Origin of the sequence: Dyella japonica A8 (genome assembly GCF_000725385.1) — a bacterium.
Taxonomy (GTDB): domain Bacteria; phylum Pseudomonadota; class Gammaproteobacteria; order Xanthomonadales; family Rhodanobacteraceae; genus Dyella; species Dyella japonica_C.
In genome coordinates, this window is sequence record NZ_CP008884.1 from 3,657,988 (window position 1) to 3,681,571 (window position 23,584).

General features: G+C 66.0%; 23 protein-coding genes. 8 read left to right on the top strand and 15 right to left on the bottom strand.

The genetic code is table 11. The features are described from left to right. The first annotated feature begins 104 nt into the window (after nt 1-104). Nucleotides 105-998 carry a LysR family transcriptional regulator gene (locus tag HY57_RS15290; protein ID WP_019463834.1) on the top strand — a complete coding sequence of 298 codons (894 nt, stop codon included), beginning with the start codon at nt 105-107 and terminating at the stop codon, nt 996-998. Nucleotides 999-1,787: 789 nt separating this feature from the next. On the opposite strand, the gene HY57_RS15295 is transcribed toward HY57_RS15290, so the two are convergent. The 9 genes from HY57_RS15295 to prmB all read right to left on the bottom strand — a co-directional run bounded on the left by HY57_RS15295 (nt 1,788) and on the right by prmB (nt 11,042). Then, nucleotides 1,788-2,438 carry a phosphoribosylanthranilate isomerase gene (locus HY57_RS15295; protein WP_019463835.1) on the bottom strand — a complete coding sequence of 217 codons (651 nt, stop codon included), beginning with the start codon at nt 2,436-2,438 and terminating at the stop codon, nt 1,788-1,790. Further along, nucleotides 2,435-3,202 carry a tRNA pseudouridine(38-40) synthase TruA gene (gene truA, locus HY57_RS15300; RefSeq protein ID WP_019463836.1) on the bottom strand — a complete coding sequence of 256 codons (768 nt, stop codon included), beginning with the start codon at nt 3,200-3,202 and terminating at the stop codon, nt 2,435-2,437. The genes HY57_RS15295 and truA overlap by 4 nt, the downstream gene beginning before the upstream one ends. 104 nt (nt 3,203-3,306) lie before the next feature. Further along, entirely contained in the window at nt 3,307-5,700 is a 2,394-nt protein-coding gene (locus tag HY57_RS15305; protein ID WP_038579930.1) for a FimV/HubP family polar landmark protein, read from the bottom strand. Between the two features lie 202 nt (nt 5,701-5,902). Beyond that, nucleotides 5,903-6,193, bottom strand: a complete 291-nt coding sequence (locus HY57_RS15310) for a hypothetical protein (RefSeq protein WP_019464188.1) — start codon at nt 6,191-6,193, stop codon at nt 5,903-5,905. Next, entirely contained in the window at nt 6,193-7,221 is a 1,029-nt protein-coding gene (locus HY57_RS15315) for an aspartate-semialdehyde dehydrogenase (RefSeq protein ID WP_019464187.1), read from the bottom strand. The genes HY57_RS15310 and HY57_RS15315 overlap by 1 nt, the downstream gene beginning before the upstream one ends. 112 nt (nt 7,222-7,333) lie before the next feature. After that, nucleotides 7,334-8,353 carry a 2-hydroxyacid dehydrogenase gene (locus HY57_RS15320; protein ID WP_019464186.1) on the bottom strand — a complete coding sequence of 340 codons (1,020 nt, stop codon included), beginning with the start codon at nt 8,351-8,353 and terminating at the stop codon, nt 7,334-7,336. Nucleotides 8,354-8,402: 49 nt separating this feature from the next. Continuing rightward, the gene (gene aroC / locus HY57_RS15325; protein ID WP_019464185.1) at nt 8,403-9,491 is read right to left on the bottom strand and encodes a chorismate synthase; all 1,089 of its coding nucleotides are present in this window, start codon (nt 9,489-9,491) and stop codon (nt 8,403-8,405) included. Between the two features lie 35 nt (nt 9,492-9,526). Beyond that, nucleotides 9,527-10,144, bottom strand: a complete 618-nt coding sequence (locus HY57_RS15330) for a GNAT family N-acetyltransferase (RefSeq protein WP_318024217.1) — start codon at nt 10,142-10,144, stop codon at nt 9,527-9,529. Beyond that, nucleotides 10,098-11,042, bottom strand: coding sequence for a 50S ribosomal protein L3 N(5)-glutamine methyltransferase (gene prmB / locus HY57_RS15335; protein ID WP_192813436.1), 945 nt, complete (start codon nt 11,040-11,042; stop codon nt 10,098-10,100). The genes HY57_RS15330 and prmB overlap by 47 nt, the downstream gene beginning before the upstream one ends. Before the next feature lie 104 nt (nt 11,043-11,146). Here prmB and asd point away from each other — a divergent pair, with 104 nt between their 5' ends. Continuing rightward, nucleotides 11,147-11,992 (top strand): archaetidylserine decarboxylase, encoded by an 846-nt coding sequence (asd, locus tag HY57_RS15340; RefSeq protein ID WP_019464182.1) that lies wholly within the window; start codon nt 11,147-11,149, stop codon nt 11,990-11,992. Nucleotides 11,993-12,142: 150 nt separating this feature from the next. Next, nucleotides 12,143-12,577 (top strand): hypothetical protein, encoded by a 435-nt coding sequence (locus HY57_RS15345; protein WP_019464181.1) that lies wholly within the window; start codon nt 12,143-12,145, stop codon nt 12,575-12,577. A gap of 81 nt (nt 12,578-12,658) precedes the next feature. Here the strand turns inward: HY57_RS15345 and HY57_RS15350 are convergent, their stop codons facing one another. Beyond that, nucleotides 12,659-14,164: a transglycosylase SLT domain-containing protein gene (locus HY57_RS15350; protein ID WP_019464180.1), complete on the bottom strand. Its 1,506-nt coding sequence runs from the start codon at nt 14,162-14,164 to the stop codon at nt 12,659-12,661. Between the two features lie 165 nt (nt 14,165-14,329). Between HY57_RS15350 and HY57_RS15355 the strand changes: the two genes are divergently transcribed. From HY57_RS15355 to greB, 3 genes are all read left to right on the top strand, one after another. Further along, complete coding sequence (locus HY57_RS15355) at nt 14,330-15,835, top strand: helicase HerA-like domain-containing protein (protein WP_019464179.1); 1,506 nt, start codon at nt 14,330-14,332, stop codon at nt 15,833-15,835. 48 nt (nt 15,836-15,883) lie between these two features. Next, the gene (locus tag HY57_RS15360) at nt 15,884-17,161 is read left to right on the top strand and encodes a hypothetical protein (protein WP_019464178.1); all 1,278 of its coding nucleotides are present in this window, start codon (nt 15,884-15,886) and stop codon (nt 17,159-17,161) included. A gap of 137 nt (nt 17,162-17,298) precedes the next feature. After that, nucleotides 17,299-17,796 (top strand): transcription elongation factor GreB, encoded by a 498-nt coding sequence (gene greB / locus HY57_RS15365; RefSeq protein WP_019464177.1) that lies wholly within the window; start codon nt 17,299-17,301, stop codon nt 17,794-17,796. Nucleotides 17,797-18,005: 209 nt separating this feature from the next. Here the strand turns inward: greB and HY57_RS15370 are convergent, their stop codons facing one another. The 4 genes from HY57_RS15370 to rimO all read right to left on the bottom strand — a co-directional run bounded on the left by HY57_RS15370 (nt 18,006) and on the right by rimO (nt 21,818). Further along, nucleotides 18,006-18,497, bottom strand: coding sequence for a hypothetical protein (locus tag HY57_RS15370; RefSeq protein ID WP_144240840.1), 492 nt, complete (start codon nt 18,495-18,497; stop codon nt 18,006-18,008). A gap of 52 nt (nt 18,498-18,549) precedes the next feature. Beyond that, nucleotides 18,550-19,530 (bottom strand): phosphate/phosphite/phosphonate ABC transporter substrate-binding protein, encoded by a 981-nt coding sequence (gene phnD / locus HY57_RS15375; protein WP_019464175.1) that lies wholly within the window; start codon nt 19,528-19,530, stop codon nt 18,550-18,552. 149 nt (nt 19,531-19,679) lie between these two features. Further along, nucleotides 19,680-20,483, bottom strand: a complete 804-nt coding sequence (locus HY57_RS15380) for a DUF3025 domain-containing protein (RefSeq protein ID WP_019464174.1) — start codon at nt 20,481-20,483, stop codon at nt 19,680-19,682. A gap of 15 nt (nt 20,484-20,498) precedes the next feature. After that, nucleotides 20,499-21,818 carry a 30S ribosomal protein S12 methylthiotransferase RimO gene (gene rimO / locus HY57_RS15385; protein WP_026033746.1) on the bottom strand — a complete coding sequence of 440 codons (1,320 nt, stop codon included), beginning with the start codon at nt 21,816-21,818 and terminating at the stop codon, nt 20,499-20,501. 104 nt (nt 21,819-21,922) lie between these two features. On the opposite strand from rimO, the gene HY57_RS15390 reads away from it, so the two are divergent. Together HY57_RS15390 and HY57_RS15395 are read left to right on the top strand one after the other, a co-directional pair. After that, on the top strand, nt 21,923-22,594 hold the full coding sequence (locus HY57_RS15390) for a dienelactone hydrolase family protein (RefSeq protein WP_019464172.1): 672 nt from the start codon (nt 21,923-21,925) through the stop codon (nt 22,592-22,594). After that, nucleotides 22,591-23,004, top strand: coding sequence for an HIT domain-containing protein (locus tag HY57_RS15395; RefSeq protein WP_019464171.1), 414 nt, complete (start codon nt 22,591-22,593; stop codon nt 23,002-23,004). The genes HY57_RS15390 and HY57_RS15395 overlap by 4 nt, the downstream gene beginning before the upstream one ends. Nucleotides 23,005-23,063: 59 nt before the next feature. On the opposite strand, the gene HY57_RS15400 is transcribed toward HY57_RS15395, so the two are convergent. After that, nucleotides 23,064-23,525, bottom strand: coding sequence for a hypothetical protein (locus HY57_RS15400; RefSeq protein WP_019464170.1), 462 nt, complete (start codon nt 23,523-23,525; stop codon nt 23,064-23,066). Nucleotides 23,526-23,584 lie beyond the last annotated feature (59 nt).

Below are 23,584 nucleotides of genomic sequence, written 5' to 3' on the forward strand. Positions count from 1 at the left end.
GGCGTCGGGAAAGTCACAGGAGAATACCGCCCAACCTACCCCAAAGCGCTGGCGGTAAAAAGCGATATGATGGAAGCCATCCGTCAGGAAAACTCACACGTGCCATGCCCCGTGCGTTGCCATCGCTGAATGCCCTGCTCGCCTTCGAGGCCGCCGCCCGTCTGGGCAGCGTGAGCCGCGCCGCCACCGAGTTGCACGTGACCCACGGCGCCATCAGCCGTCATATCCGTGCACTGGAGGAAGACCTGCGCACGGCGCTGTTCCAGCGCCAGGGACGCGGCCTGGTGCTCACCCCAGCCGGCCAGCGCCTGCGCGACACCAGCACCACCGCCTTCGCGCAGTTGCGCGACACCTGTGACGCGGTGCGCTCGGGCGCGACGAACGCGCCGTTCGTGCTGGGTTGCCCGGTCAGCCTGCTCGCCCGCTGGATGATTCCTCGCCTGGAACGCCTGATGGACGAGCTGCCGGACCTGGACCTGCACCTGCGCCCACAGGAAACCGGCTTCGACGAATCGCTGACCGGCCTCGATGCCGCGGTCATGGCGGGCGAACCGCCGTGGCCACCGGGATGGCGGGTGTATCCGCTGGCCCACGAGCGCGTCGGCCCGGTCGCCAGCCCCGACTTCGCCAAGGCGCACCGGCTGGTGCGCAGCCGCCCGCAAGCGCTCTATGAGCAGGCCCTGCTGCATACGCTTTCCCGGCCCGACGCATGGTCGAGCTGGGCTGAAAGCATCGAACTGCCGGCGAAGCGGCTGAAGCCAGGGCAAGGCTATCCGCACCTTTATCACATGATCGAAGCGGCCGTGGCTGGCCGTGGCGTCGCCATCGCCCCCGAGCCGCTGGTCGCAGACGACCTGGCCTCGGGCCGGCTCATCGCTCCATGGGGCTTCCAGGCCATCCGTGCCCAGTGGGTATTGGCCACGCCCGCGCGAATCTCCGATGTCCGGGCGGAACCGCTCGCTGAATGGTTGAAGGCGGCCTTCGCCGATCGCCAGTAGCCGGGTTCGCGCGGATGACGAACACCCGCTGCATCACCATCATGGATTGCGCAATCGCGCGCCAGCACGTCGCCATGTCTTTCGCATCAGACAGATAGGCTCTCTATCCACAGCGTTTTCCAGCGTGCATCCACATTCGCTGTGGAAAAGATGCGAGGTGCTGCAGCGATGGAGGCCGGTCGCGCACAAGTGCGCTCCTACAGTAGGGATCGCGTCGTTGTGGGAGCGCACCCTGTGCGCGACGGCGACACCCTGCACATTCAGGCATCAACGCGTCGCGATGACTTTCCCGTCAGATAGATAAGTGACCTATCCACAGCGTTTTCCAGCGTGCATCCACATTCGCTGTGGAAAACATGAGCGGTGCTGCAGCGATGGAGGCCAGTCGCGCACAAGTGCGCTCCTACAGTCGGGATCGCGTCGTTGTGGGAGCGCACCCTGTGCGCGACGGCGACGTGCTGCGCATTCACGCATCAATGCGTCGCGATGTCTTTGCCGTCAGATAGATAAGTGATCTATCCACAGCGTTTTCCAGCATGCATCCACATTCGCTGTGGAAAACATGAGCGGTGCTGCAGCGATGGAGGCCAGTCGCGCACAAGTGCGCTCCTACAGTAGAGGGATCGCGTCGTTGTGGGAGCGCACCCTGTGCGCGACGGCGACACCCTGCACATTCACGCATCAACGCGTCGCGATGTCTTTGCCGTCAGATAGATAAGTGACCTATCCACAGCGTTTTCCAGCGTGCATCCACATTCGCTGTGGAAAACGCGGGCTTGGCATACACCGTTACCGGGAGGCAACAGAGTTTGTCTGAAGCAACGCGTCCGCTTCGCGAACGGCGCGAATGAACTCCGCCAGTTTCAGGGGATCCTTGATGCCCGGCGATGCCTCGATGCCACTGGCGACATCCACGCCCCAGGGCCGGGCGACGCGCACGGCATCACCCACGTTGGCGTGCGTCAGGCCACCCGCGAGAATCAGCGGCTGCGTCAGATCATGGGGCATCAACGACCAGTCGAACGCCTTGCCACTGCCGCCCGCCTCACCCAGGCCGTGGCCATCGAGCAGCAGGCCCGAAGCACCGGGATACTGGCGCAGGCTGGGCAGCGCCGCCACGCCCTCGCCCATGGCGATGGCCTTGAGATAGCGATGCCCGAACTGAGCACACCAGTCATCCGTTTCAGCACCGTGGAACTGCAGCAGGTCCGGCTCGATCGCATCGACGGCCTCGCGCACGAACGCCGCGTCATCGTCCATAAACAACGCGACCGTGGTGACGAACGGCGGCATCGCCTGCACGATCGCCTGCGCCTGCTCGATGGAAACGCGCCGCTTGCTGCGTGCGGTAAGCACTACGCCAATGGCATCCGCGCCCAGCTTCGCAGCGAGCTCTGCATCCTCGACGCGGGTCATGCCGCAGCATTTGATGCGTGTCATTGGCTCACCTCGGCGGGCAGTTGCCACATCGTTTCGTAACGCGGCCCGAGGAAGGTCAGGCCCGATGCGGGCGCGGTCGGTCCTGCCACTTCACGATTGCGCCCTTCCAGCAGCTCACGCATCCACGTGACCGGCTGCTCGCCACGGCCGATCGGCAGCAACGATCCGACGATGTTGCGCACCATGTGATGCAGGAAGGCGTTGGCCTCGATCTCGATGATCACTTGTTCGTCCTCCCGGCGCACGCTCACGGCGAGCACCTGGCGACGCGCATGGGCGGCCTGGCAGGAGATCGCTCGGAATGCGCTGAAGTCATGTTCGCCAACCAGCGCCTGCGCTGCCTCGTGCATGCGCACGGCGTCGAGCGGCAGACGCTCCCAGGTGACGTAACGCGCCTCCAGCGCCGCGCGCACTTGCCGGTTGAGGATGCGGTAGCGATAGCGTCGGCTGCGCGCGGAGAAGCGCGCGTGAAACGTCGGCTCCACCGGCTGCGCCCACAACACGGCCACCGTGGCAGGCAAGTTGGAGCACGCGCCCAGCACCCAGCTACGCATGTCGCGCTGCACCTCGGTGTCGAAGTGCACCACCTGGCAGCGCCCGTGCACACCGGCATCGGTGCGACCGGCGCAGGTCACTTCCACCGGGTGGGCGGCAACGAACGACAGCGCACGCTCCAGCGCGCCCTGTACGGTCTCTCCGTGGGTCAGCCGCTGCCAGCCGGAGAATTCGGTGCCGTCGTACTCGATACCCAGGGCGATCCGCATGACATCCAGGAATAAAGCCAAAAGAGGCGTAAAGGTTAACAGGCCCAAACGCAGACGGGCCGGCAAAGGCCGGCCCGTCTATGGTGTTACCGGGAACCGTGGCGTCAGCGGATGCTGTCGAGCAGGCGCTTGGCCACGTCCTTCTGCATCTGCGTGCCCTCGTGCATGACTTCTTCCAGCATGGCCTGCGCGCCGTCCGGATCGCCCATGTCGAGGTAGGCACGTGCCAGGTCGAGCTTGGTGTCGACCGGGTCATCGCTGAACTGGCCGCCGAGGTCGTGGCCAAGCTCATGACTCAGGTCGCCATCGATGGCTTCGTGCGCGAAATCATGCTGCTGACCATGGGTGGCACGCACCACCGTTTCGTCCTCCGACTCACTGCCTTCCAGGTCCGCGAAGTGCCAGGTCGGCGTGTGGCCGTTGTGCTCTTCCACCACCTCGTCGTGGCCCGCCGTCGCCGGGGTGCCGGCGGTGGCCTGGGCCGGACGCGGCGTCAGGTCGAAATCGAAGTGATAACCGCTGACCTTCGGCGCGTGCGGCGACGGGACAGCCGGGATGGGCGGGATGTCGTCGTGGTCCCGTTCCTTGGCATAGCTGCCCAGGTCGAAATGGTCGAGCGCCTCGTGCTCGTCTTCCGCATGCGCGCGCATCGACGGGATGGCGTGGGCGAACAGCGGATGCTCCGGCACCAGGTCTTCGCCCATGTGCATCACGTCCACCCACTCCGGCTGCTGCGGATCGGTGATGTGGGCATGCATGGCTTCCGCCGCTGCCTCGAAGTGGTCAACGTCGCGGCGGCTGTAGTAAAGGCTCACCAGCTCCAGGTGCAGGCCGATGTCGTCCGGGTGTTCGGCGAGCTGATCCAGCAATTCTTCCTGGTCATGGTCCGTGCCGTCGGCACCACCTGGCGCGACGGTGCCGAAGCGGTCGGCCAGCGAGGATGCGCCCACCGCGGCCGGGGCCGCGCTCTTGCGACTGCGGCCGCGCAGGGCAGCCACCAGGCCGAGCAGGACGACGCCGGCACCGGCGCCCCATGCCCAGGGCTGCATGTACCAAGGCTCTTCCTCGGCCACCGGAGCCTGCTTGGCGGCGGGCTTGGCCGGCACCGGCTTGGCGGCAGCCGCCACCGGTGCCGAACTGGCATGGGCCGGGGCGCTGCTGGCCGAAGCCGGCGCGGCGGCGGTGGACGGCGCGCTGCCGGCAGCGGCGGGCTGCTCACTGGCCTTGACCACGGCCTCCGCCGCGGCGGGCTTGGCCGAGGCTGCCTTGGCAGGCGCGGCTGCGGCTGCGGCCGTAGCGGCGGGCACCGGCTGACCGGTGGCCTTGCGTGCGTCGGCCAGCTTGTGCTGGAGCTCGGCGATCTCGCTGTCCTTGAGCGACAGCAGACGCTCGTTCTTGCCGTTGATGTCTTCCAGATCCTTCAGGCGCGACTTCAGTTCGTCGCCCTGCTTGGTCAGCGACGTCAGGGCCTCCTGGCTGCGCAGCAGGTCCTGGTGCAGTGCCACCATGCCCTTTTCGGCGGCGGCCTTGTCACCCTTGCCACCGTGGCCGGCGGCGTTGTCGGACCCTTCCTTCGCCGGCACCAGGGCCAGGTGGTCGCCCGCGCCAGCCGCCGCGGCGGGCGCCGAGGAGGCGTTGGCACGCGTACCGGCATCGGCAACGGTGGTCGGCGTGCGGGCGGCGCCCGAGCGCCAGTCGCTGTTCTGCTGGCGCACTTGGGCCAGGGCCGCAGCAGCGGCCACTGCCAGGGCGTCTTCCTTGGACGGCACGCGCAGCACCGCGCCGCTCTTCAGGGCGTTGATGTTGTCGCGGTAGAACGCGTCCGGATTGCCCGCCTTCAGGGCAAGCAGCATTTGGTTCATGTCCACGCCAGCGGGCGCGGTCTCGTGTGCGATGGCCGAAAGGGTCTGGCCACGCTCCACCGTGTAGCTGCCGTTGGCGGCCACGCGCGGGGCGGGCGCCGGCTTGGGTTTGGCTTCCGGGGCGGGTGCCGGTGCGGCGGCCGATTCGCTGCTGGACGCAACGGGTGGCGTCGCGGCGGCGCGCCGGGACGACTTGCCGGCCGACTGCGTCGGCGCACGGGTGGCCGGCACGCTGCTGACGGCGCTGCCGGGCGGATCGAGCAGGATGGTGAACTCGCGCAGGCTCTTGCCCGACGCATTGTTCACCTCAACCAGCAGGTCCAGATACGGGTCGTTGACCGGCGCCGCGCTGGTGATGCGGATCACCTTCTTGCCGTTGGCACCGTCCACCACCGCAAACTGCAGGGGAACCGTGGGGCCGGCGGCGACGCCGGCCTGGGCGGCATCCTCGGAGGAAGCCAGTCGCGCAGTGAGGTTCTGCAGCTCGGCGGCGCTATCGGGGTTGATCGGAATTTCGGCCAGCAGCGGCTGCCCAAGGGCAGATTTCACCTGGATCTGGCCCAACTCCAGCGCCGCTGCCTGGCTGCTGCCGAGGGCAAGCGCCAGCAGTATCGACAGCTTCAACGAACGATTCATCGTGTTTTCCCCCGAACGACCCCGTGACGTTTTTTTTCGGCGCGCTCAAAGACCGCAGCACTCGCGACGAGGCGTCACTTTAGTTAGATACAAGCCAATCAACAATAGCGTTGATCAGTATTTACAGCACCTTGCTGGCGCTTCTTCTCGTGGGACGACACCGCCGGAAGACCCTCAACCGGCCTCCGGCGTGCCGCCTGCATCAATGAGCGGCCGGCTGCGCCCCGCCGTTCAGGGCCTTCAGCTGGGCCTGGAGCTCGGCGATGGCCTGGTCCTTGGCCTTGAGCTTGGCATCGGCGTCGTGGGACTTGCCCTCCTCCCGCGCGACATCGCCCTGCAGCTGCTTCACGTTCGCCTGCTGCTTCTCGATGGCCTGGGCGACCTGTTTCTGGTCGTCGGGCTGGGGCGCAGGCGTGGTCGACGGCTGTGCCGCCCGGGCAGGTACCGCGAACACCAATGCACACATCACCAACCCGGTCAGCACATGCTTCATTACAGATAATCCTCGATGAGAAGTTCAGCGATTTGAACGGCGTTGAGCGCCGCGCCCTTGCGGATGTTGTCCGAGACGATCCACATGTCCAGGCCATGCTCGTGCGAGATGTCCTCGCGGATGCGGCCCACGAACACCGGATCCTGGCCGGCGGCCTCGCTCACCGGGGTCGGGTAGCCGCCCGGCTTGCGATCGTCGACCACCACCACGCCCTCGGCCTTTTCCAGCAGGCCGCGCGCCTGCTCGGCGGTGATCTTGTCGCGCGTCTCGATGTGCACGGCCTCGGAGTGGCCGTAGAACACCGGCACGCGCACCGCGGTGGGGTTCACCTGGATGGTCGGGTCTTCGAAAATCTTGCGCGTCTCCCACACCATCTTCATTTCTTCCTTGGTGTAGCCGTTGGGCTGGAAGTCGTCGATGTGCGGGATCACGTTGAACGCGATCTGCTTGGGGAATTTCTTGGTTTCCACGTCCTGGAAGCCGAGCAGCGCGGCGGTCTGCTTGCCCAGTTCCTCCATGCCGCTGCGGCCCGCGCCGGACACGGACTGATAGGTCGCCACGTTGATGCGCTCGATGCCCACCGCACGGTGGATGGGCGCCAGCGCCACCAGCATCTGCATGGTGGAGCAGTTCGGGTTGGCGATGATGCCGCGCGTGGTGTAGTGGGCAATGGCGTGCGGGTTCACCTCGCTCACCACCAGGGGGATGTCGTCCTGGTAGCGGAACTCCGAGGTGTTGTCGATCACCACGGCACCGGCCGCGGCAGCGCGCGGTGCATGCTCACGACTGACCGAACCGCCGGCCGAGAAGAACGCGATGTCGACGCCGCTGAAGTCGTAGTCGGCCAGGTTTTTAACGGTGACCTGTTTGCCGCCAAAGGTGATTTTCTCTCCCGCCGAGCGCTCGCTCGCCAGCGGCACCAGCTCGCTGACGGGGAATTCACGCTCGGCCAGGATGGCCAGCAGGGTTTCACCCACGGCGCCTGTTGCGCCGACCATTGCCACCTTGTAGCTGCTCTTCTTGCTCATGTCCCGTTATCAGGTAGGAGGAGTGGGAAAACCGCTCCGGCCTCCGCATCTGCGGAAATCTAGCCGGGGCGGCGCTTAAAACAACCTGCGACACGCATGGGCGTGAATGACATCACGCTTTATGTGCGGCCCTGTGCGTCAAAACCGCCGGATTGAGGGCTGTCGGCGGTTTTCCCGCCATCTCGCCAAAACCCAGCGCCGCCAGCACATTGTCCACCGCCAGGTTGGCCATGGCACGGCGGGTTTCTTCGCTGGCGCTGGCAATGTGGGGGCACAGCACCACGTTGTCGAGCATAAGCAGCTCCGGATGAACCTGCGGCTCACCCTCGAACACGTCCAGCCCTGCCGCCCCCAGCCGGCCTTCGCGCAGGGCCGCTGCCAGCGCGGCGTCATCCACGATGCCGCCGCGCGCGACGTTCACCAGCACGGCGGAGGGCTTCATCCGGGCCAGCTCCGGCGCGCCGATGGCATGGCGGTTCTCCGGCGTGAACGGCAGCACCAGCACAAGGAAATCGGACCGGCGCAGCAGCTCGGCCTTGTCCACCAGCGTGGCCTTGCATTCGCGCTCCACCATCTCAGGCAGGCGCGAGCGGTTGTGGTACAGCACATTCATGTCGAAGCCGGCCGCGCGGCGGGCGATGCCCTGCCCGATGCGTCCCATGCCCAGGATGCCCAGCGTGCGGCCGTGGACGTCCAGGCCCAGCCAGTCGTCGAAGCGCATGTGGCTGCCCGGCCACTGCCCTGCCCGCAGCCAGCGCTCTGAGGCCCCGACGCGCCGTGCCGCCGCCAGCATCAGCGCCCAGGCGAAGTCCGCCACGCTCTCGGTAAGCACATCAGGCGTGTTGCTGGCGAGGATGCCGTGGCGCGTCAACGCGTCCAGATCGAGGTTGTTGAAGCCCACGCCGAGGTTGGCGACCACCTTCAGGCGGGTATGCCCCTCCAGCACGGCCTCATCGATGCGATCGGCCAGGCCCACCACCGCGGCGTCCACCCCGGCCAGCTTGCGCCTGAGTTCGTCCGCCGTATGGCGACGCTCCACGGCCTCGGCATCCACCTCAACGTGCTCGGCAAGGCGGGCCAGCACGTCGGGAAACAGGGGGCGGGCGACCCAGACTTTCGGTTTGGCTGTCATCAAGCTGTACTTCTTCGTGCCATGCCAGCCCGCAAGCGGACCAGCGTATTCAGGGAATGCGGGGAGCCACCTCTCCCACATCGCCGCACTGGGCGCGATGGCGGAGGGCGTGATCCATCAGGACAAGCGCGACCATCGCCTCGGCGATGGGCGTGGCGCGGATGCCGACGCAGGGGTCGTGGCGGCCCTTGGTCACCACGTCCACCGGCTCGCCGGCCTGGTTCACGGTGTGGCCGGGAATCAGGATGCTGGAGGTCGGTTTCAACGCAATGGAAGCCACCACGGCCTGCCCCGTGCTGATGCCGCCCAGGATGCCGCCCGCGTGATTGGACGCAAAGCCGTCCATCGACATCTCGTCGCGATGCTGGCTGCCATGCTGCCCCACGACGCCGAAGCCGTCGCCGATCTCCACGCCCTTCACGGCGTTGATCGACATCAGCGCGGAGGCAAGGTCGCCGTCGAGCTTGCCGTAGATGGGCTCGCCCCAGCCCGGCGGCACGCCATCGGCCACCACGTTGACGCGCGCACCCACGGAATCGCCCGACTTGCGCAGCGCGTCCATGTACGACTCCAACGTGGACACTTCGTGCGCGTCCGGCCAGAAGAACGGGTTCTGCTCGACCACACTCCAGTCGAACGAGCCCGGCGTGACCTCGCCGATCTGCGCGAGATAGCCGCGCACGTGCACGCCGTAGCGTTCGGCCAGCCATTTCTTGGCGATCACCGCCGCCGCCACGCGCATGGTGGTTTCGCGCGCCGACGAGCGCCCGCCGCCGCGCGGATCGCGGATGCCGTATTTCTGCCAATAGGTGTAGTCGGCATGCCCCGGACGGAAGGTCTGGGCGATGTCGCCGTAATCCTTGCTGCGCTGGTCGGTGTTGCGGATCAGCAGCGCGATGGGCGTGCCCGTGGTCTTGCCCTCGTAGACGCCGGAGAGGATCTCCACCTCATCCGCCTCGCGACGCTGCGACGTGTGGCGGCTCTTGCCGGTCGCACGGCGATCGAGGTCGGCGCGGAACTCTTCCTGGGCAATGGGCAGGCCCGGCGGGCAGCCGTCGATCACGCAGCCAATGGCCGGGCCATGGCTCTCGCCAAACGTGGTGACGGTGAAGAGTTTGCCGAAGGAGTTGCTGGACACGAGTCGCGAGTCGTCTGCGGGGTAATCCCCACAGCTTACCGCGACGCAGCAAATCCTGCGCCCTTTGCGTGCGTTTCGTACCACTCCCGCGCCAGCATGGCGAAAACGGCGTCGTCGACCCACTCGCCCCGGCATCGCAGGCTTTCGCGAAAATGCGCTTCCTGACGCATGCCGACCGCCCCCAGCAAAGCCATGCTGGATGCATTGCGCGGGTCGACCGAGGCATGCACGCGATGGACGCCCAGGCGTCCGAACAGCTCACGGAACAACCCGCCCAGGGCCTCGCGCGCAAAGCCCATTCCCTGCGCCGAGGGCGCCAGCGTGATGCCGAATTCCGCCTGTTTGTCCCCGGAAAGGCAGACACCGAGATCGCCGATCAGGCTGCCATCGTCGATGCGACGGATGGCGCGCTGGAACCATTCGCCCGGCGCCGGCCCAGCAAGCGTGGATTGGTTGCGGATGAAACCCTTTGCCTCGTCGAGCGTCTCCGGACGCCAGCCCTGGTAGCGCGACACCTCGGGGTCGGCGCGATAGGCGAACAGCACCACCGCGTCGCTTTCCCGCAGGCCGTCGAACCAGAGCCGCTCCGTCGACAGCTGCATGGGATCAACGACCCTTGCGAGCCTCGGCTGCGGCCCGGATTGCCCCGGCATGCTCGATCAGGTCGCGGCGCTCCAGCGCAAACACGCCCATCGCGCCTACCTTGAACTCGATCCACACGAACGGAACTTCCGGCAGCAACTCGACCAGCTGACGCTCGCTCTCGCCCACTTCCACGATGAGCAGGCCGTCCTCAGTGAGGTAGTCGGCGGCTTCGTCGAGCATGCGCACGCAGATGTCCAGGCCATCTTCGCCCGAGGTCAGGCCAAGCTTCGGCTCGTGGCTGTATTCGCCCGGCAGCGCGGCGTATTCGTCCTCGGTGACGTAGGGCGGGTTCGACACAATAAGGTCGTAGCGACGGCCCTTGAGGCCATTGAACAGATCCGACTTGACTGCCTCGACGCGGCCTTCCACGTGCTGGAACGCGATGTTTTCGCGTGCCAGCGACAAGGCGTCATCGCTGATGTCGACGATGTCGACCTGCCAGTCCGGGTTGTACTCAGCCATGGCGATGCCGATGCAACCCGAGCCCGTGCACAGGTCCAGCGCGCGCTCGACGTGGCGATGATCCAGCCACGGCTGGAAGCCCGACTCGATCAGCTCGGCGATCGGCGAGCGCGGCACCAGGGCACGGCGGTCGCTCTTGAACTTCAGGCCCGCGAACCAGGTTTCGCCGACCAGGTAGGCCACCGGCAGGCGTTCGTTGACGCGACGCTCGATCAAGGCCAGCACGCGCTCGCGCTCCTCGGTGGTAAGGCGACCCGCGCCGTAGGCCGGCGGAATGTCCGGCGGCAGGTGCAGGCTGGCCAGCACCAGGTGGGTGGCTTCGTCGATGGGGTTGTCGTGGCTGTGCCCGAAAGTGAGCCCGGCCGCCGAGAAACGGCTGGCGCCGTAGCGGATGAAGTCGATGATGGAAGCGAGTTCGTGGGTCACGGCGGGCACTGGGAGCATCTCAAAGGGGCGCAGAGTATAGCCGGTGCAACCCCGCACGCCCCGCGAAGGCTCCCGCTGCGGCGCAGGGCGTAATCGGCGCGCGCTTCGTTCATACTTGCTGGATGACCTTCAACGTACTCCTGCAATACATCCTGCCCCACCGTGCCCTGTCGCGGGTGGTCTACTGGGCCACGCGCTGGACCTTCAAGCCGTGGAAAAACTTCCTGATCAGCACCATCGTGCGCAACTATCAGGTCAACATGGCCGAGGCGGCCCAGCCTGATCCGCTGGCCTACCAGCACTTCAATGCGTTTTTCACCCGCAAGCTGCGGCCGGACGCGCGCCACGCGGATGCCGACCCCAAGGCCCTGATCTCGCCCGCCGACGGCAAGATCAGCCAGTTGGGCAAGATCGTCGAAGGGCGCATCTTCCAGGCCAAGGGCCAGGAGTACACCGCCGCGGAACTGCTGGGCGACGAGGCCAGCGCCGAGCCATATCGCAACGGCCGTTTCGCCACCATCTACCTGTCGCCCCGCGACTATCACCGCGTCCACATGCCCCTCAAGGGCACGCTGAAGGAAACCGTGCACGTGCCCGGCCGCATCTTCAGCGTGGCGCCGTTCGCGGTGGAGGCCATTCCGCGCCTGTTCGCGCGCAACGAGCGGCTGGTCTGCCACTTCGAAGGCGAACACGGCCCGTTCGTGGTGGTGCTGGTCGGCGCCATCCTGGTGTCCAGCGTGGCGACCGTGTGGGATGGCCTGGTGATTCCGCCGTACGCCCCCTCAATCCGTCGCAAGTCCTTCGCCGGGCAGGACATCACGCTGGAGCGCTTTGCCGAGATGGCTCGCTTCAACATGGGCTCCACCGTGATCGTGCTGGTCCCTGACGGCATGGCGGAACTGGATGCGCTCGCCCCGCAGCAGCCCGTGCTGGTCGGCCAGCGGCTCGGCCTGCAGCTCAAGGGCTGACCGTTCGCGCGTCAAATATTTGACGCGCAAGGTGACGCGCCGCGTCGTTTTGTGACCTTATTGGCGCATCACCCGTGCCGGGCGCGGCTATGCTCCACGCCCGGCGACGCCCTGCGCGAACGCCATTCCCAGGGCAGACCCAGGACAGCCATGCGCATCGTCACCCGACTCATCGCCATGAACCGCGGACGCCAGCTCGGCAAACAACTCAGCGAGATCGAGCGCCAGATCCACGCCTTGCCCAAGCGCAGCCGGGCACGCCTGGGCACCATGGCATTGCGCGAAATCGGCTCGGCATCGCGCTGCGACTTTCCGCACCTGTACGGCACGCCGCCGGAAGAGCGCTACCTGCCGTGGGGCCAGGGCACCGATATCGGTTTCGCCCGCGCCCGCTCGGACAACGCCGAGGTCGCCATGCGCGGCATCGCGCTGTGGCTGGCCGTGGCGTACCACGAAACCAAGAACACGCCGCACCCGAGCATCAAGCCGCATCATCGCGGACTGATGCGCGTGCTGCGCGAACTCAAGGAAGACCATCGCGCCGATCCCGTGCGCCAGTGGGCACAGGCCCCGGCGCTCGCCTGAGGCAACGCGACCATTCCAAAAAAACGCCGCCTCCAGGGCGGCGTTTTCATATTCGCGGTACGTGCCGCCGGTGTCGGCGGATCAGCGGCAGGTCGGCAGCTTGAGCGTCTGCCCCGGCTTGATCTGGTGATGCCTGAGCTCGTTCATCTCCGACACCTCCTGCACGGACGAACAGCCCACCTTGTTGACGATGCTGGTGAGCGTGTCGCCGCGCCTGACCACATAGCTGCGCGTCTTCGACACGCTGGAACTGCGCGGGGACGATGCCGGCGGCGGGGGCGGCGACGACGGCACGATGGGCAGCACGGCCGTATGCAGGTCGTTCGCCAGGATCGGCCACGGGCCATCGGTGCAGCGCGCCTGGTACGGCTTCTCCAGCACCTTGGGCACCATGATGCGCGCACCGGCCGGCTGCGACGCCTGTGGGTCGAGGCGCGGGTTGAGGTTGCGCAGCGTGCGGAACCAGCCGTCCTGCATGCCCGCGGCGGAACCCAGGCATACGGTCAGCTCGGTCAGCGAGGCCGGCCGCTTCAGCACGATATTGCCCGGCGCGCCATCCACATGCGGGAAGCGCAGGTTGTAGCTCTCCGGGTGCAGGAACAGCCAGGCCGCCGCCAGCACGGAGGGCACGTAGTCGCGTGTTTCCTGCGAAAGCTGGTTGTAGATGGTGGGGTCGTACAGGCTCACCGAGGTGTTGTCGCCGACCAGGCGGCGCATGCGCCCTTCGCCGCCGTTGTAGGCGGCCAGCGAAACCTCGAGGTTGTTGTTGAATGCCTTGAGCTGCTCGTCCATGTACTCCGCGTTGGCGCGGGCGGATTCAGCCGGATCGAAGCGCGAGTCGAAACCGTCCTCGGTGTTCAGGCCAAAGCGCAGGCCCGTGGCGTACATGAACTGCAACGGGCCCGCCGCGCCGGAACGCGAGACCGCGTGCACCTTGCCGCCCGATTCCTTGGCCATGATGCCGAACAGCAGCGCCTCGGGCAGATCCTGCTTCTGGTACTCGGGCCACATCTGGTAACGCAGGAACTGGTAGTTGACGTAGGCGTCCATCAGGTTGCCACGCCACTGCGTCAGCCACATCTCCAGCGCGGCCTTGACCGGACCGTTCATGGCGATCAGCTGCGACAGCTGCTGGCCGCGCAGTAGGGTGACGCTGCGCTGCGCTTCCGGCAGGCTCGCCGCGCCGGTCTTGCCGGCTTCGCTGCCTTCCGGCAGGTCGTTGCCCATGGCACTGAGGTCGTCACCGAAATCGAAGTTGCCGTCCTTCAGGCGCAACAGGCGATCGAACACGGCGAAAAACCGTTGGGGATCGCAGCCCGGCGTCGAAGGGCAAAGCGCCGAGGCATGCTGCAGCTGATCCAGCGACGTATTCAGCGTTTGCTGCGAAGCCTGTGCATTGCCGGCGCGTGCCTGCGCCAGTGCCGTCTCGTAGCCCTTGCTGGCGCGGTCAAGCTGCCCATACAGCTGGCTGGCCTGGGGCGTCGCGGCGGGCTTCGTACCGCCTCCGCTCGAACAGGCGGCCAGCAACAACAGCGCACCGGCCAGCGGCAGCATGCGCAACGAACGGGAAAAAGCAGGAAAAACCATGAACGACTTCACTGTCGGGCCGAAAGGGCGACCTTACTGCGCGCGGCCATGCCGACTCAACCGAAAAACCACCGTATTTGGCTCGTGCATGCCTTCACGCTCAGGTAAAGGCGCAAGAACCTGACGCGTGGCTACAATCACGGGGCACCCTAAGGACGGAACGCCATGACTGAGATTCTTATCGGCCGCAACGACAGCACCGGCGTCAGCCTCGATCCGCGTTACGGCAATCGCCACGGCATGATCGCGGGCGCTACGGGTACCGGTAAATCGGTGTCGCTGATGGTGCTGGCCGAAGGCTTCTCGAAGCTGGGTGTACCCTGCTTCCTCGCCGACGCCAAGGGCGACCTGGCCGGCCTGTCGATGCCCGCCGGCGACCCCGGCGACAAGCTCAAGGCACGCCTGGCCAAGCTCGGTCTCACCGACTGGAAGCCGCAGGCGAACCCGGTGATCTTCTGGGACATCTACGGCAAGCTCGGCCACCCGGTACGCGCCACCATCAGCGAGATGGGCCCCACCCTGCTCGGCCGCATCCTCGAACTCAACGACACGCAGGAAGGCGTGCTCGAGGTGATTTTCAAGGTGGCCGACGACCAGGGCTGGCTCCTGCTCGACCTGGCCGACCTGCGCGCCATGCTCGGCTTCGCCAGCGAGAACGCCAAGGATATTTCCGCCCACTATGGCCTGATCAGCACGCAGAGCATCGCGGCGATCCAGCGCGCCGTGCTCAAGCTGGAATCGGACGGCGCCGACCAATTCTTCGGCGAGCCGGCGCTGGAACTTTCTGATTTGATGCGGCAGGACATGAGCGGGCGCGGTGTGATCAATGTGCTGGCCGCCGATCAGCTCATCCTCAAGCCGCGCCTGTATTCCACCTTCCTGCTGTGGCTGCTCTCGGAACTGTTCGAGCAGCTGCCGGAAGTCGGTGACCTGGATCAACCCAAGCTGGTGTTCTTCTTCGACGAGGCACACCTGTTGTTCGACGACGCCCCGCCCGCGCTGCTGCAGCGTGTGGAGCAGGTGGTGCGCCTGATCCGCTCCAAGGGCGTGGGCGTGTATTTCTGCTCGCAGAATCCAGACGACGTGCCCGGCAACATCCTCGGCCAGCTCGGCAACCGCGTGCAGCATGCCTTGCGCGCGTTTACGCCACGCGACCAGAAGGCGGTGAAGGCCGCGGCCGAAACCTTCGTGGCGAATCCCAGGATCAACGTAGGCGAAGCGATCACCCAACTGGGCGTGGGTGAAGCGCTGGCCTCGACGCTGCGCGATGGTGGCGTGCCCTCCCCGGTCGAACGCGTGATGGTGACCACGCCCACCGCCCGCATCGGCGCGATCACCGAGGCCGAACGTGCCACGGTACGGCAGCGCTCGCCTGTGGGCGGCAAATACGACACCGCGATCAACCGTGAATCGGCGGCCGAGATCCTCGCCAGACGGGCCTCGGACAAAGCGGCCGATCCACAGGCCATCGGCAAACCCGCTTCTGGCGGTGCGCCCACACAGGAAGGGCCGGGGTGGACCGATGCCGTGCGCGATGCCCTGCTCGGCACCAGCCGTCGCCAGGGCATGATCGAGGCCATGGCCAAGTCCGCGAGCCGCGCTGTCGGTTCACGGCTGGGCCAACAGATCGTGCGCGGCGTGCTTGGCAGCATCTTCGGCGGCAAGCGCTGACCCTCACTGTGCCAACACCTCCCGCCCCCGGAAGGCAGAGCGCCCTTCATGCCACGCGTCCACACCGTCCCCGCTGATACGCCCCTCGCCGAACGCCTCGTGGCGGGCCTCACCTACCCGTTGCGCGGCGGCGGGCTCGCCATCTGCGCAGTGCTGGCGCTGGGCCAGTGCCTGGTGTTGATCCCCGCCTACGTCGGCGTGCTGTTCGCCTTCGTGCTGTGGACGGCCACCTGGCGCTATGCCGCCGCCTGCATGATGCATACGGCGAACGGCTTCGCCGATCCACCCGACGTCGGAGTGGAGGAGAACCCCGCGGCAGGCCACTGGCTCACCGTAGTGCACATGGCGGTGATCATCGCCTGCGCCGCGAGCACAACGTTCTACCCCGCTATGTTCTGGCCGCTGATCCTGCTATTCGCGCTGACCCTGCCCGCCATCGACATGTCGCTGGCGTTCGACGGCAATCCGTTGGTCGCGCTCAATCCACTGAACTGGCAGAGCATCATCGGCCGGCTCGGCGCCGGCTACTTCATTCCCGTAATTCTCAACGTGGTCATCGGCGGCCTCATGGTGCTGCCGTCGCCGAGCCTGTCGTGGCTGCCTTTCTGGCTGTCGCTGCCGTTGTTCGCCTTTGCGTACACCTACCTGATCATCTTCAACCTGCACCTGATGGGCGCCATGATCCACCAGCGCCATGAGCAGTTCGATCTTGAGCCGGAGGCGGAAACGCTGGCGCGCGAGAGCGGCCAGGATGAGGACGAGCACCTGCTTACCCGCGTACGGGAGATGGCCAAGGTCGACCGGCGTGCCGCCATCCGCATGCTGGTCGAGCGCATGCAGGGGCGCAGTGCGCCGGCGTCGCTGCACCAGGCGTATCGCGAGCTGTTGCGCAAGGAAGGGCTGACCGATGGCCTGATCGAACATGGCCACCTCTGGATCGCGGCACTGATGATGCAGGGCGATACGCGCCGTGCGCTCGCCTTGACGCAGGAGTGCGTGGACATCGACCCGGCCTTTTTGCCGGATGCCCCCGACAGCGCCGCAGCCCTGGCCGAACATGCCTCCCGCGCCGGCATGACCCGACTCTCACTGAAGCTTTGCCGGGGTTACCTGGCCCGGTGGCCCCGGTCATCCGACTGCCCGCGTGTTGGGCTGCTGGCCGCCAACCAGATGGCCGACCGGCTTGGCCAGCGCGCCGAGGCTGCCGTATTGCTCGGCAAGCTCGCCGCCGCATGGCCCAACCACCCGTTGCACCCTACCCTGGTGGCGCTTGCATCACGGATGCAACAGGCTGGCGGCACAACGCACGCATCCGCCGTCGACTAGCCGTTTCCCCTGTTGACGTGGCACCAACGTCGGCGCACCTGGAAAGTGACGACGGGAGTGGATGGATGCCCGTCATCACCTTGGCGACAAGCCGGCTAGAATCCGCCACACGCACCAAGCAATGGATTCACCCGCACATGAGCCGCTGGCGCCCACCTTCGCCCTCGTCCACCGCCATCATCACCCGTGACGGCTTCGAGAAGCTGAAATCCGAACTCGACCATCTCTGGCATACGCTGCGCCCGGAAGTGGTGAAGGCGCTGGCCGCCGCTGCGGCCGAAGGCGATCGCTCGGAAAACGCGGAGTACACCTACCGCAAGAAGCAGCTCGGCGAAATCGACCGCCGCGTACGCTACCTGAGCAAACGCATTCCCTCCCTCAAGGTGGCGGAGGGCGCGCCGGCCAATCGCGACACGGTGTTCTTTGGAGCGAGCATCGAACTGGAGAACGTCGATTCCGGTGAAAGTGTGCTCTACCGCATCGTGGGTCCGGACGAAACCGACGCACGGCAAGGCTGGATCAGCATCGACTCGCCACTGGCCCGTGCGGCGTTGAAGAAGCACGTCGACGACGAATTCGATGCCGAGTTGCCCGGTGGGCGCACGCGCTTTGTGATCGTGGCGGTGAGCTACTGAGAGCCTGTTTACGATCTTAGGGCCTGTTCAAAATCTTGCCCTGGCACTCCGCACTCCCTCACCGTCATTCCCGCGAAAGCGGGAATCCAGTGCCTTTTCCCGTTGTGCTCAAAGCATAAAGGCGCTGGATTCCCGCTTCCGCGGGAATGACGGTGAGGAAACTTGAGACTGGAACGAGATCGCGGACAGGCTCCAGGCACGCCCCACCATCACTGCCCGCGCAGTAGAGCCTGCACTTCCGCCTGGTGGGATTCGACAAAGCGGATGTTGTCCGCATTCACCCAGGTCTGGTTGAGGTTGCCCGACAGCGCCTGATCGTTGCGCGCCTGCAACGCCATGATCGCGTTCATCAGCGCAATGTTGGCCAGCATGAATTCGCGCGGGGTGAAGCCGTATTTCTTGACCAGCGCCGGAATGCGCGGATCGGCCGCCATGGCCTGATTGGCCAGGTCGTTCAGGCTGTGCACCTTGGTGGCGTCGGGCGCGGCCTGCGGCGGAATGCCGGCGGCGCGCGCTTCACGGGTCGCCGCCGCGAGTCGGCCGAACACATCGTCATTGAGCGTGTACTGCTTGATCTGCTGCTTGTCCGCCTGCGGCAGGCCCGGCGGGGTCACCTGTGCATGTACCAGCGGCACGGCGCCAAGCACCAGGGCGAGCACGGCTACGCGGCATACGGAAAGAGCACGGTCAAGAGCTGGCATCGGGAATCTCCGGCAAAGGCATCACCCTAACATCGGGTGCTTGAATGACACTTCATTCGTGCAGAAGTTGCCTGAGGTCCGCCTGGTAGCCCGCGTCTATCTGCTTGAGCCGGGCCGTCCTGGCCGCCTCGTTCACCCAGCGCCCGTGCTCGGCCTGCTCGCGCATCAGGCGGTATTCCATGTCGATGAAGGGCCGCAGCACCGCGTTGTCGGCCGCGGCAAAGCCGGCCAGGTCGGGAATGCGCGCCAGGTTCGCCCGCTCACGCTCGCCCGCGGCGCCCGGCGCCTGTCCGTAACCGTGCATGAAGTCGATCAGCTGTCGCCGCAAGGGCTGGGCCAAGCCGTCGCGCACGACCAGCACGCCCGAAGGGATCAGCTGGGAACGCCAGATCACGCGCAACTGTGCGGCCTCCTCGGGAAAGTTGTGCCGGAACAGATCCAGGTCGGGGTTGTTGCAGGTCGCCACGTCCACCTCGCCGTTGCTCACGGCGAGCGCGTTGTTCTGATGATTGCCCACGCGCACGCTGGCGAAGAACGTGTCCGAGTTGAGCCCGTTGGGCGCGAACACCTCCGCTTCCGGCGCCACGTATCCGGTCACCGACAGTGTTTCGCCGCGCGCATATCGCCAGTGCCCCGGCTTCGCCAGCAGGTCCTTGACGGAGTGGATGGGGCTGTTGGCGCGCACGATCAACATCGCCACGTTGCCCTTCGCGCCGTCGTTGCGCACGAACTGGGCCACCACGCTCATGTGCTGGTGTTCCACCGCGTCAATGGCGAGCCGGCCTGACAGGAAGGCGATGTCCACGCGCTGTTCGCTAATGGCCCCCGACAGCCCCGCATAGCTGCTGACCGACACCGTGGTGACCGGATAGCCGAGCTTGCGCTCCAGATCTTCCAGCAACGGACGCCATTGCTCGCGGGATTCCGCGGCACTGCCAATGGGAAGGATGCCGAAGCGGATGGCAGACCGGGCCGGCTCCTGCGCGACCTCGTCGGCGTGGATCGAACTGAAGGGCACGAGCAGGCAGGCCACCCATATCGCCCGAAGCCATCCGTCGCGCAAACGACGACAAAGCACTCGACATGCCGTCTCCATGCCCTCTCCCCAGTGCTTCGCTGCAACCCTTGTAGCGCGATTGGAGGGCCGCCGCAATTTGTCACAAGGCGAAGATCGGCAAAAACTCAGCGCAAAATCGGCAAAGGATACTCACGCCCTTCGCGGCGCGGCTGGTAGCACGCGGCATGGTGGTGGAATGCCTCCGTGTCGCTGTCCGGATGCCAGCCCGGCAGGCCGGACAATGGCAAGGGGCGCAGATCCAGCGGATCACGCAGCAATAGCCCGGCCTCGATGCCTTCGACACAGGCGGATACCGGGCAGCCCTGCTCGCCCGCCCCGACGACCACCAAGGCCTTGCCTACAAGCAACTTGCCCGGCGTCAGCGCGTGCTCCAGCAGGGCATGGCCGAACACGTGAATGGCCGCACGACCGTCCAGCCAGGCAGCCCTTTCACGCCAGAACAGGCCGTACCAGTCGTGGGCATCCCACAGCGCCAGCAGGGCACGATCCCGCAGGGACACGATGACGCCCGCCTCGTCGAAGTGGGTCAACGCGTATTGCGCACGCGAGCGTTCCCGCGCCCCCATGAGCGCGATGCCGGCCATCTGCTGCGCGTTGAGCGCGCGCTTGAGCGACGGGTAGCGCAGCCACGCGAACGCATTGAACAAGTCATGCCAGTTCGCTTCGCGTGTGGCAATGTCGCCACGCTCCGCAATGCGCTGTTCGTAATGCAGTCCATCGCCCAGCAGCTCCTGCGTCTGGGCGATGAAACGTTCGCGCTGGCCCGTGGGCCGCGCGGCGTTGAGTTCGTCGATGGACGGCCAGTGCGCGCCTTGCATCCACGCGTTGTACTCGCGCCAGCCGCACAGCGGCCAACGCGTGAACACGGCGGGATCGACGCTTTCACGGGCGGGCGCGATGTAACGCATCACGCCGCTCGCGGATCAATCAGCCAGGCGAGCGTGCAGGTCGTGCTCGTCGGCGCCGTCGATCACCACATCGACGAACTGGCCCGGCTTGAGCAGCTGGCCGTTGGCGATATGCACCACACCGTCGATCTCCGGTGCGTCGGCCGCCGAACGCGCGACCGCGCCATCGGCGCCGGCCTCGTCGACCAGCACCTTCATGGTGCGGCCGATCTTGCGCTGCAGCTTGGCGGCGGAAATCTCCGCCTGCACGGCCATGAACTGCTCCAGGCGATCCTCCTTCAGCTCTTCCGACACCGCCCCCGGCAACTCATTGGCCTTGGCGCCATCCACCGGCGAGTAGGCGAACGCGCCCACGCGGTCGAGTTCGGCTTCGCGCAGGAAGTCGAGCAGTTCCTCGAACTCGGCATCGGTCTCGCCCGGGAAACCGACGATGAAGGTGCTGCGGATGGTGAGGTCCGGCACCACCTTGCGCCAGTTGCGGATGCGCTCCAGCGTCTTGTCGATGTTGCCCGGGCGCTTCATCAGCTTGAGGATGCGCGGGCTGGCATGCTGGAACGGAATGTCGAGGTACGGGAGGATCTTGCCCTCGGCCATCAACGGCATCACTTCGTCCACGTGCGGGTACGGGTAGACGTAGTGCAGGCGCGTCCACACGCCGAGTTCGGACAGGCCTTCGCACAGTTCGGTCATGCGCGTGCGGTAGCTCTTGTCGCGCCACTGGCGCTCGGCGTACTTCACGTCCACGCCGTAGGCGCTGGTGTCCTGCGAGATCACCAGCAGCTCCTTCACGCCGCCCTTGACCAGGCGCTCGGCTTCCAGCAGCACCTCGTCGACCGGACGCGACACCAGGTCGCCACGCATCGACGGGATGATGCAGAAGCTGCAACGGTGGTTGCAGCCTTCGGAAATCTTCAGGTACGCATAGTGCTTCGGCGTCAGCTTGATGCCCGTGTCCGGAATGATGTCCAGCAGCGGGTTGCGCTTGGGCGGCAAGGCCGAATGCACGGCATGCATCACGCTCGCATAGTCCTGCGGGCCGGTGATGGCGAGCACATCCGGATAGGCTTCGCGGATCAGCTCCGAGCGCTTGCCCAGGCAGCCCGTGACGATCACCTTGCCGTTCTCGTGCAACGCCTCGCCAATGGCGTCCAGCGATTCCTGCACGGCGGCATCGATGAAGCCGCAGGTGTTCACCACCACCGCATCGGCCGCGCCGTAACTGGGCACGATCTCGTAACCCTCGACCTTCAGCTGGGTAAGGATGCGCTCGGAATCGACCAGGGCCTTGGGGCATCCCAGGCTGACGAAACCGACTTTGGGCGAGACCTGCGACATGGCGTGGGGACCGTAACTATGCGGAAAACGGACCATTATATCTCACGTTGGCCCCATTCCCTGAATGGCTAGAATTAAGGTCTTGCCACCGGGGAGAACACGTCATGGGCCAGACCATCAACCTCAACACCACGCGGATGCAGTGCATCGGGGCGTATCTGGCCCAGCCAGCGGGGAAACCCAAGGGCGGCATCGTGGTGATCCAGGAGATCTTCGGCGTCAACGACCACGTCCGGCATGTCGTCGACCGCTTTGCCGATGCCGGCTACACCGCCATTGCGCCGTGCTTCTTCGACCACCTCGAAACCGGCGTGGAACTGGGCTACAACGAGGACGGCTATACGCGGGGCAAGGCGCTGGTGATGGAGCTGGGCATGGACCGCGCCGTGGAAGACGTGGCCAGCGCCGCAGAAGCCATTTCCTCCGCCGGGCGTATCGGCACGGTGGGCTACTGCTGGGGCGGTACCGTGGCCATGCTTGCGGCGCTACGCCTGGGCCTGCCCTCGGTGAGCTACTACGGCGCGCGCAATGTGCCTTTCCTGGGTGAGCAGCCCAAGGCGCCGGTGATGTTCCATTTCGGCGAGAAGGACAAATCCATTCCGCCGGAAATGGTGCAGAAGCACCGCGAGATGCTCCCGCAGATGGAAGTATTCACCTACCCCGCCGACCATGCCTTCAACCGCGATGTCGGCACGCAATACGACGAGGCGAGTGCAAAGCTCGCGTACCAGCGCACGCTGGCGTTCTTCGACCGGCACTTGGCGCACGGCGCATGAACGATGCGGCCTTTGTGCTCGACGCGCGCCTGAAGAACGACACGCGCCATGTCGTTTCGCTGGATCTGTGCGACGTATTGCTGATGAACGACGCGCGCTTTCCGTGGCTGGTGCTGGTGCCCCGCCAACTGGACCGGGTGGAAATCTGTGACCTGTCGGCGGATGACCAGGCGCTGCTGTGGCGCGAAGTGAACCGGGCATCACAGGCGCTCCGCACGACCGAGCCGTTCGACAAACTCAACCTCGGCGCACTGGGCAACATCGTCAGGCAGTTGCACGTGCACGTAGTGGGCCGGCGCGAGGGCGACGCCGCGTGGCCCGGCCCGGTATGGGGCAGCGGCACCGCCGTGCCCTATGGCGAAGAGACGCTGGCGTCACTGCTGCAGGCCTTGCGGAGATCGCTCGCCTGACAAGCACCCGATAAAAAAAGCCCGCGGAAACCGCGGGCTTTTTCGTCATGCCAGGCAGCTTACATATGCTGCTGCGGCGGCGGGGCTTCGGTCTTCACCGGTGCCTTGTAATCCTCGAGTTCGCGCGCCTTGGTATCGACCACGCTAATCTTCTTCAGCGTGCCGCCATCGTCGTAGTACACGGTGAAGCCGTAATCGAGCTGCAGGCGGGCCATGTACTGCAGGTGCTGCTTGCGGATCTTGGAGTCGTCGCTGGGCTCGAGCAGGACGGTCTTGGGCAGACGCCCCGTGTCCTTGAGATAGGCGAAGTGGCTACCGGTATCCAGCGCCGACAGCACGGCGCCGTCCACGATGAACTGGCCGTTCTTGTAGGCCTGGACCACTGCATCGAACTGGCTCTTCATGTCCGAGGTGCGCACTTCATCCTTGGCGCTGCCACGGTGGCAACCGGCCAGCACCAGCATGCTGCCCAGCAGGATGGCTGCACCCATGCGGGTCAGCAGCGTGGAAAAACGGGTCATGCGGGATCTCCTGCAATGCATCGAAGTGAACGTAGGGAGTGTAGCGCCGCCCCGGTTCC

Bases quoted from the DNA above. Each gene is read 5' to 3' on its own strand.
- HY57_RS15290 (WP_019463834.1), top strand. From the start codon at position 105: ATGCCCCGTGCGTTGCCATCGCTGAATGCCCTGCTCGCCTTCGAGGCC.
- HY57_RS15295 (WP_019463835.1), bottom strand. From the start codon at position 2,438: ATGACACGCATCAAATGCTGCGGCATGACCCGCGTCGAGGATGCAGAG.
- truA (WP_019463836.1), bottom strand. From the start codon at position 3,202: ATGCGGATCGCCCTGGGTATCGAGTACGACGGCACCGAATTCTCCGGC.
- HY57_RS15305 (WP_038579930.1), bottom strand. From the start codon at position 5,700: ATGAATCGTTCGTTGAAGCTGTCGATACTGCTGGCGCTTGCCCTCGGC.
- HY57_RS15310 (WP_019464188.1), bottom strand. From the start codon at position 6,193: ATGAAGCATGTGCTGACCGGGTTGGTGATGTGTGCATTGGTGTTCGCG.
- HY57_RS15315 (WP_019464187.1), bottom strand. From the start codon at position 7,221: ATGAGCAAGAAGAGCAGCTACAAGGTGGCAATGGTCGGCGCAACAGGC.
- HY57_RS15320 (WP_019464186.1), bottom strand. From the start codon at position 8,353: ATGACAGCCAAACCGAAAGTCTGGGTCGCCCGCCCCCTGTTTCCCGAC.
- HY57_RS15330 (WP_318024217.1), bottom strand. From the start codon at position 10,144: ATGCCGGGGCAATCCGGGCCGCAGCCGAGGCTCGCAAGGGTCGTTGAT.
- prmB (WP_192813436.1), bottom strand. From the start codon at position 11,042: ATGCTCCCAGTGCCCGCCGTGACCCACGAACTCGCTTCCATCATCGAC.
- asd (WP_019464182.1), top strand. From the start codon at position 11,147: ATGACCTTCAACGTACTCCTGCAATACATCCTGCCCCACCGTGCCCTG.
- HY57_RS15345 (WP_019464181.1), top strand. From the start codon at position 12,143: ATGCGCATCGTCACCCGACTCATCGCCATGAACCGCGGACGCCAGCTC.
- HY57_RS15350 (WP_019464180.1), bottom strand. From the start codon at position 14,164: ATGGTTTTTCCTGCTTTTTCCCGTTCGTTGCGCATGCTGCCGCTGGCC.
- HY57_RS15355 (WP_019464179.1), top strand. From the start codon at position 14,330: ATGACTGAGATTCTTATCGGCCGCAACGACAGCACCGGCGTCAGCCTC.
- HY57_RS15360 (WP_019464178.1), top strand. From the start codon at position 15,884: ATGCCACGCGTCCACACCGTCCCCGCTGATACGCCCCTCGCCGAACGC.
- greB (WP_019464177.1), top strand. From the start codon at position 17,299: ATGAGCCGCTGGCGCCCACCTTCGCCCTCGTCCACCGCCATCATCACC.
- HY57_RS15370 (WP_144240840.1), bottom strand. From the start codon at position 18,497: ATGCCAGCTCTTGACCGTGCTCTTTCCGTATGCCGCGTAGCCGTGCTC.
- HY57_RS15380 (WP_019464174.1), bottom strand. From the start codon at position 20,483: ATGCGTTACATCGCGCCCGCCCGTGAAAGCGTCGATCCCGCCGTGTTC.
- rimO (WP_026033746.1), bottom strand. From the start codon at position 21,818: ATGTCGCAGGTCTCGCCCAAAGTCGGTTTCGTCAGCCTGGGATGCCCC.
- HY57_RS15390 (WP_019464172.1), top strand. From the start codon at position 21,923: ATGGGCCAGACCATCAACCTCAACACCACGCGGATGCAGTGCATCGGG.
- HY57_RS15395 (WP_019464171.1), top strand. From the start codon at position 22,591: ATGAACGATGCGGCCTTTGTGCTCGACGCGCGCCTGAAGAACGACACG.
- HY57_RS15400 (WP_019464170.1), bottom strand. From the start codon at position 23,525: ATGACCCGTTTTTCCACGCTGCTGACCCGCATGGGTGCAGCCATCCTG.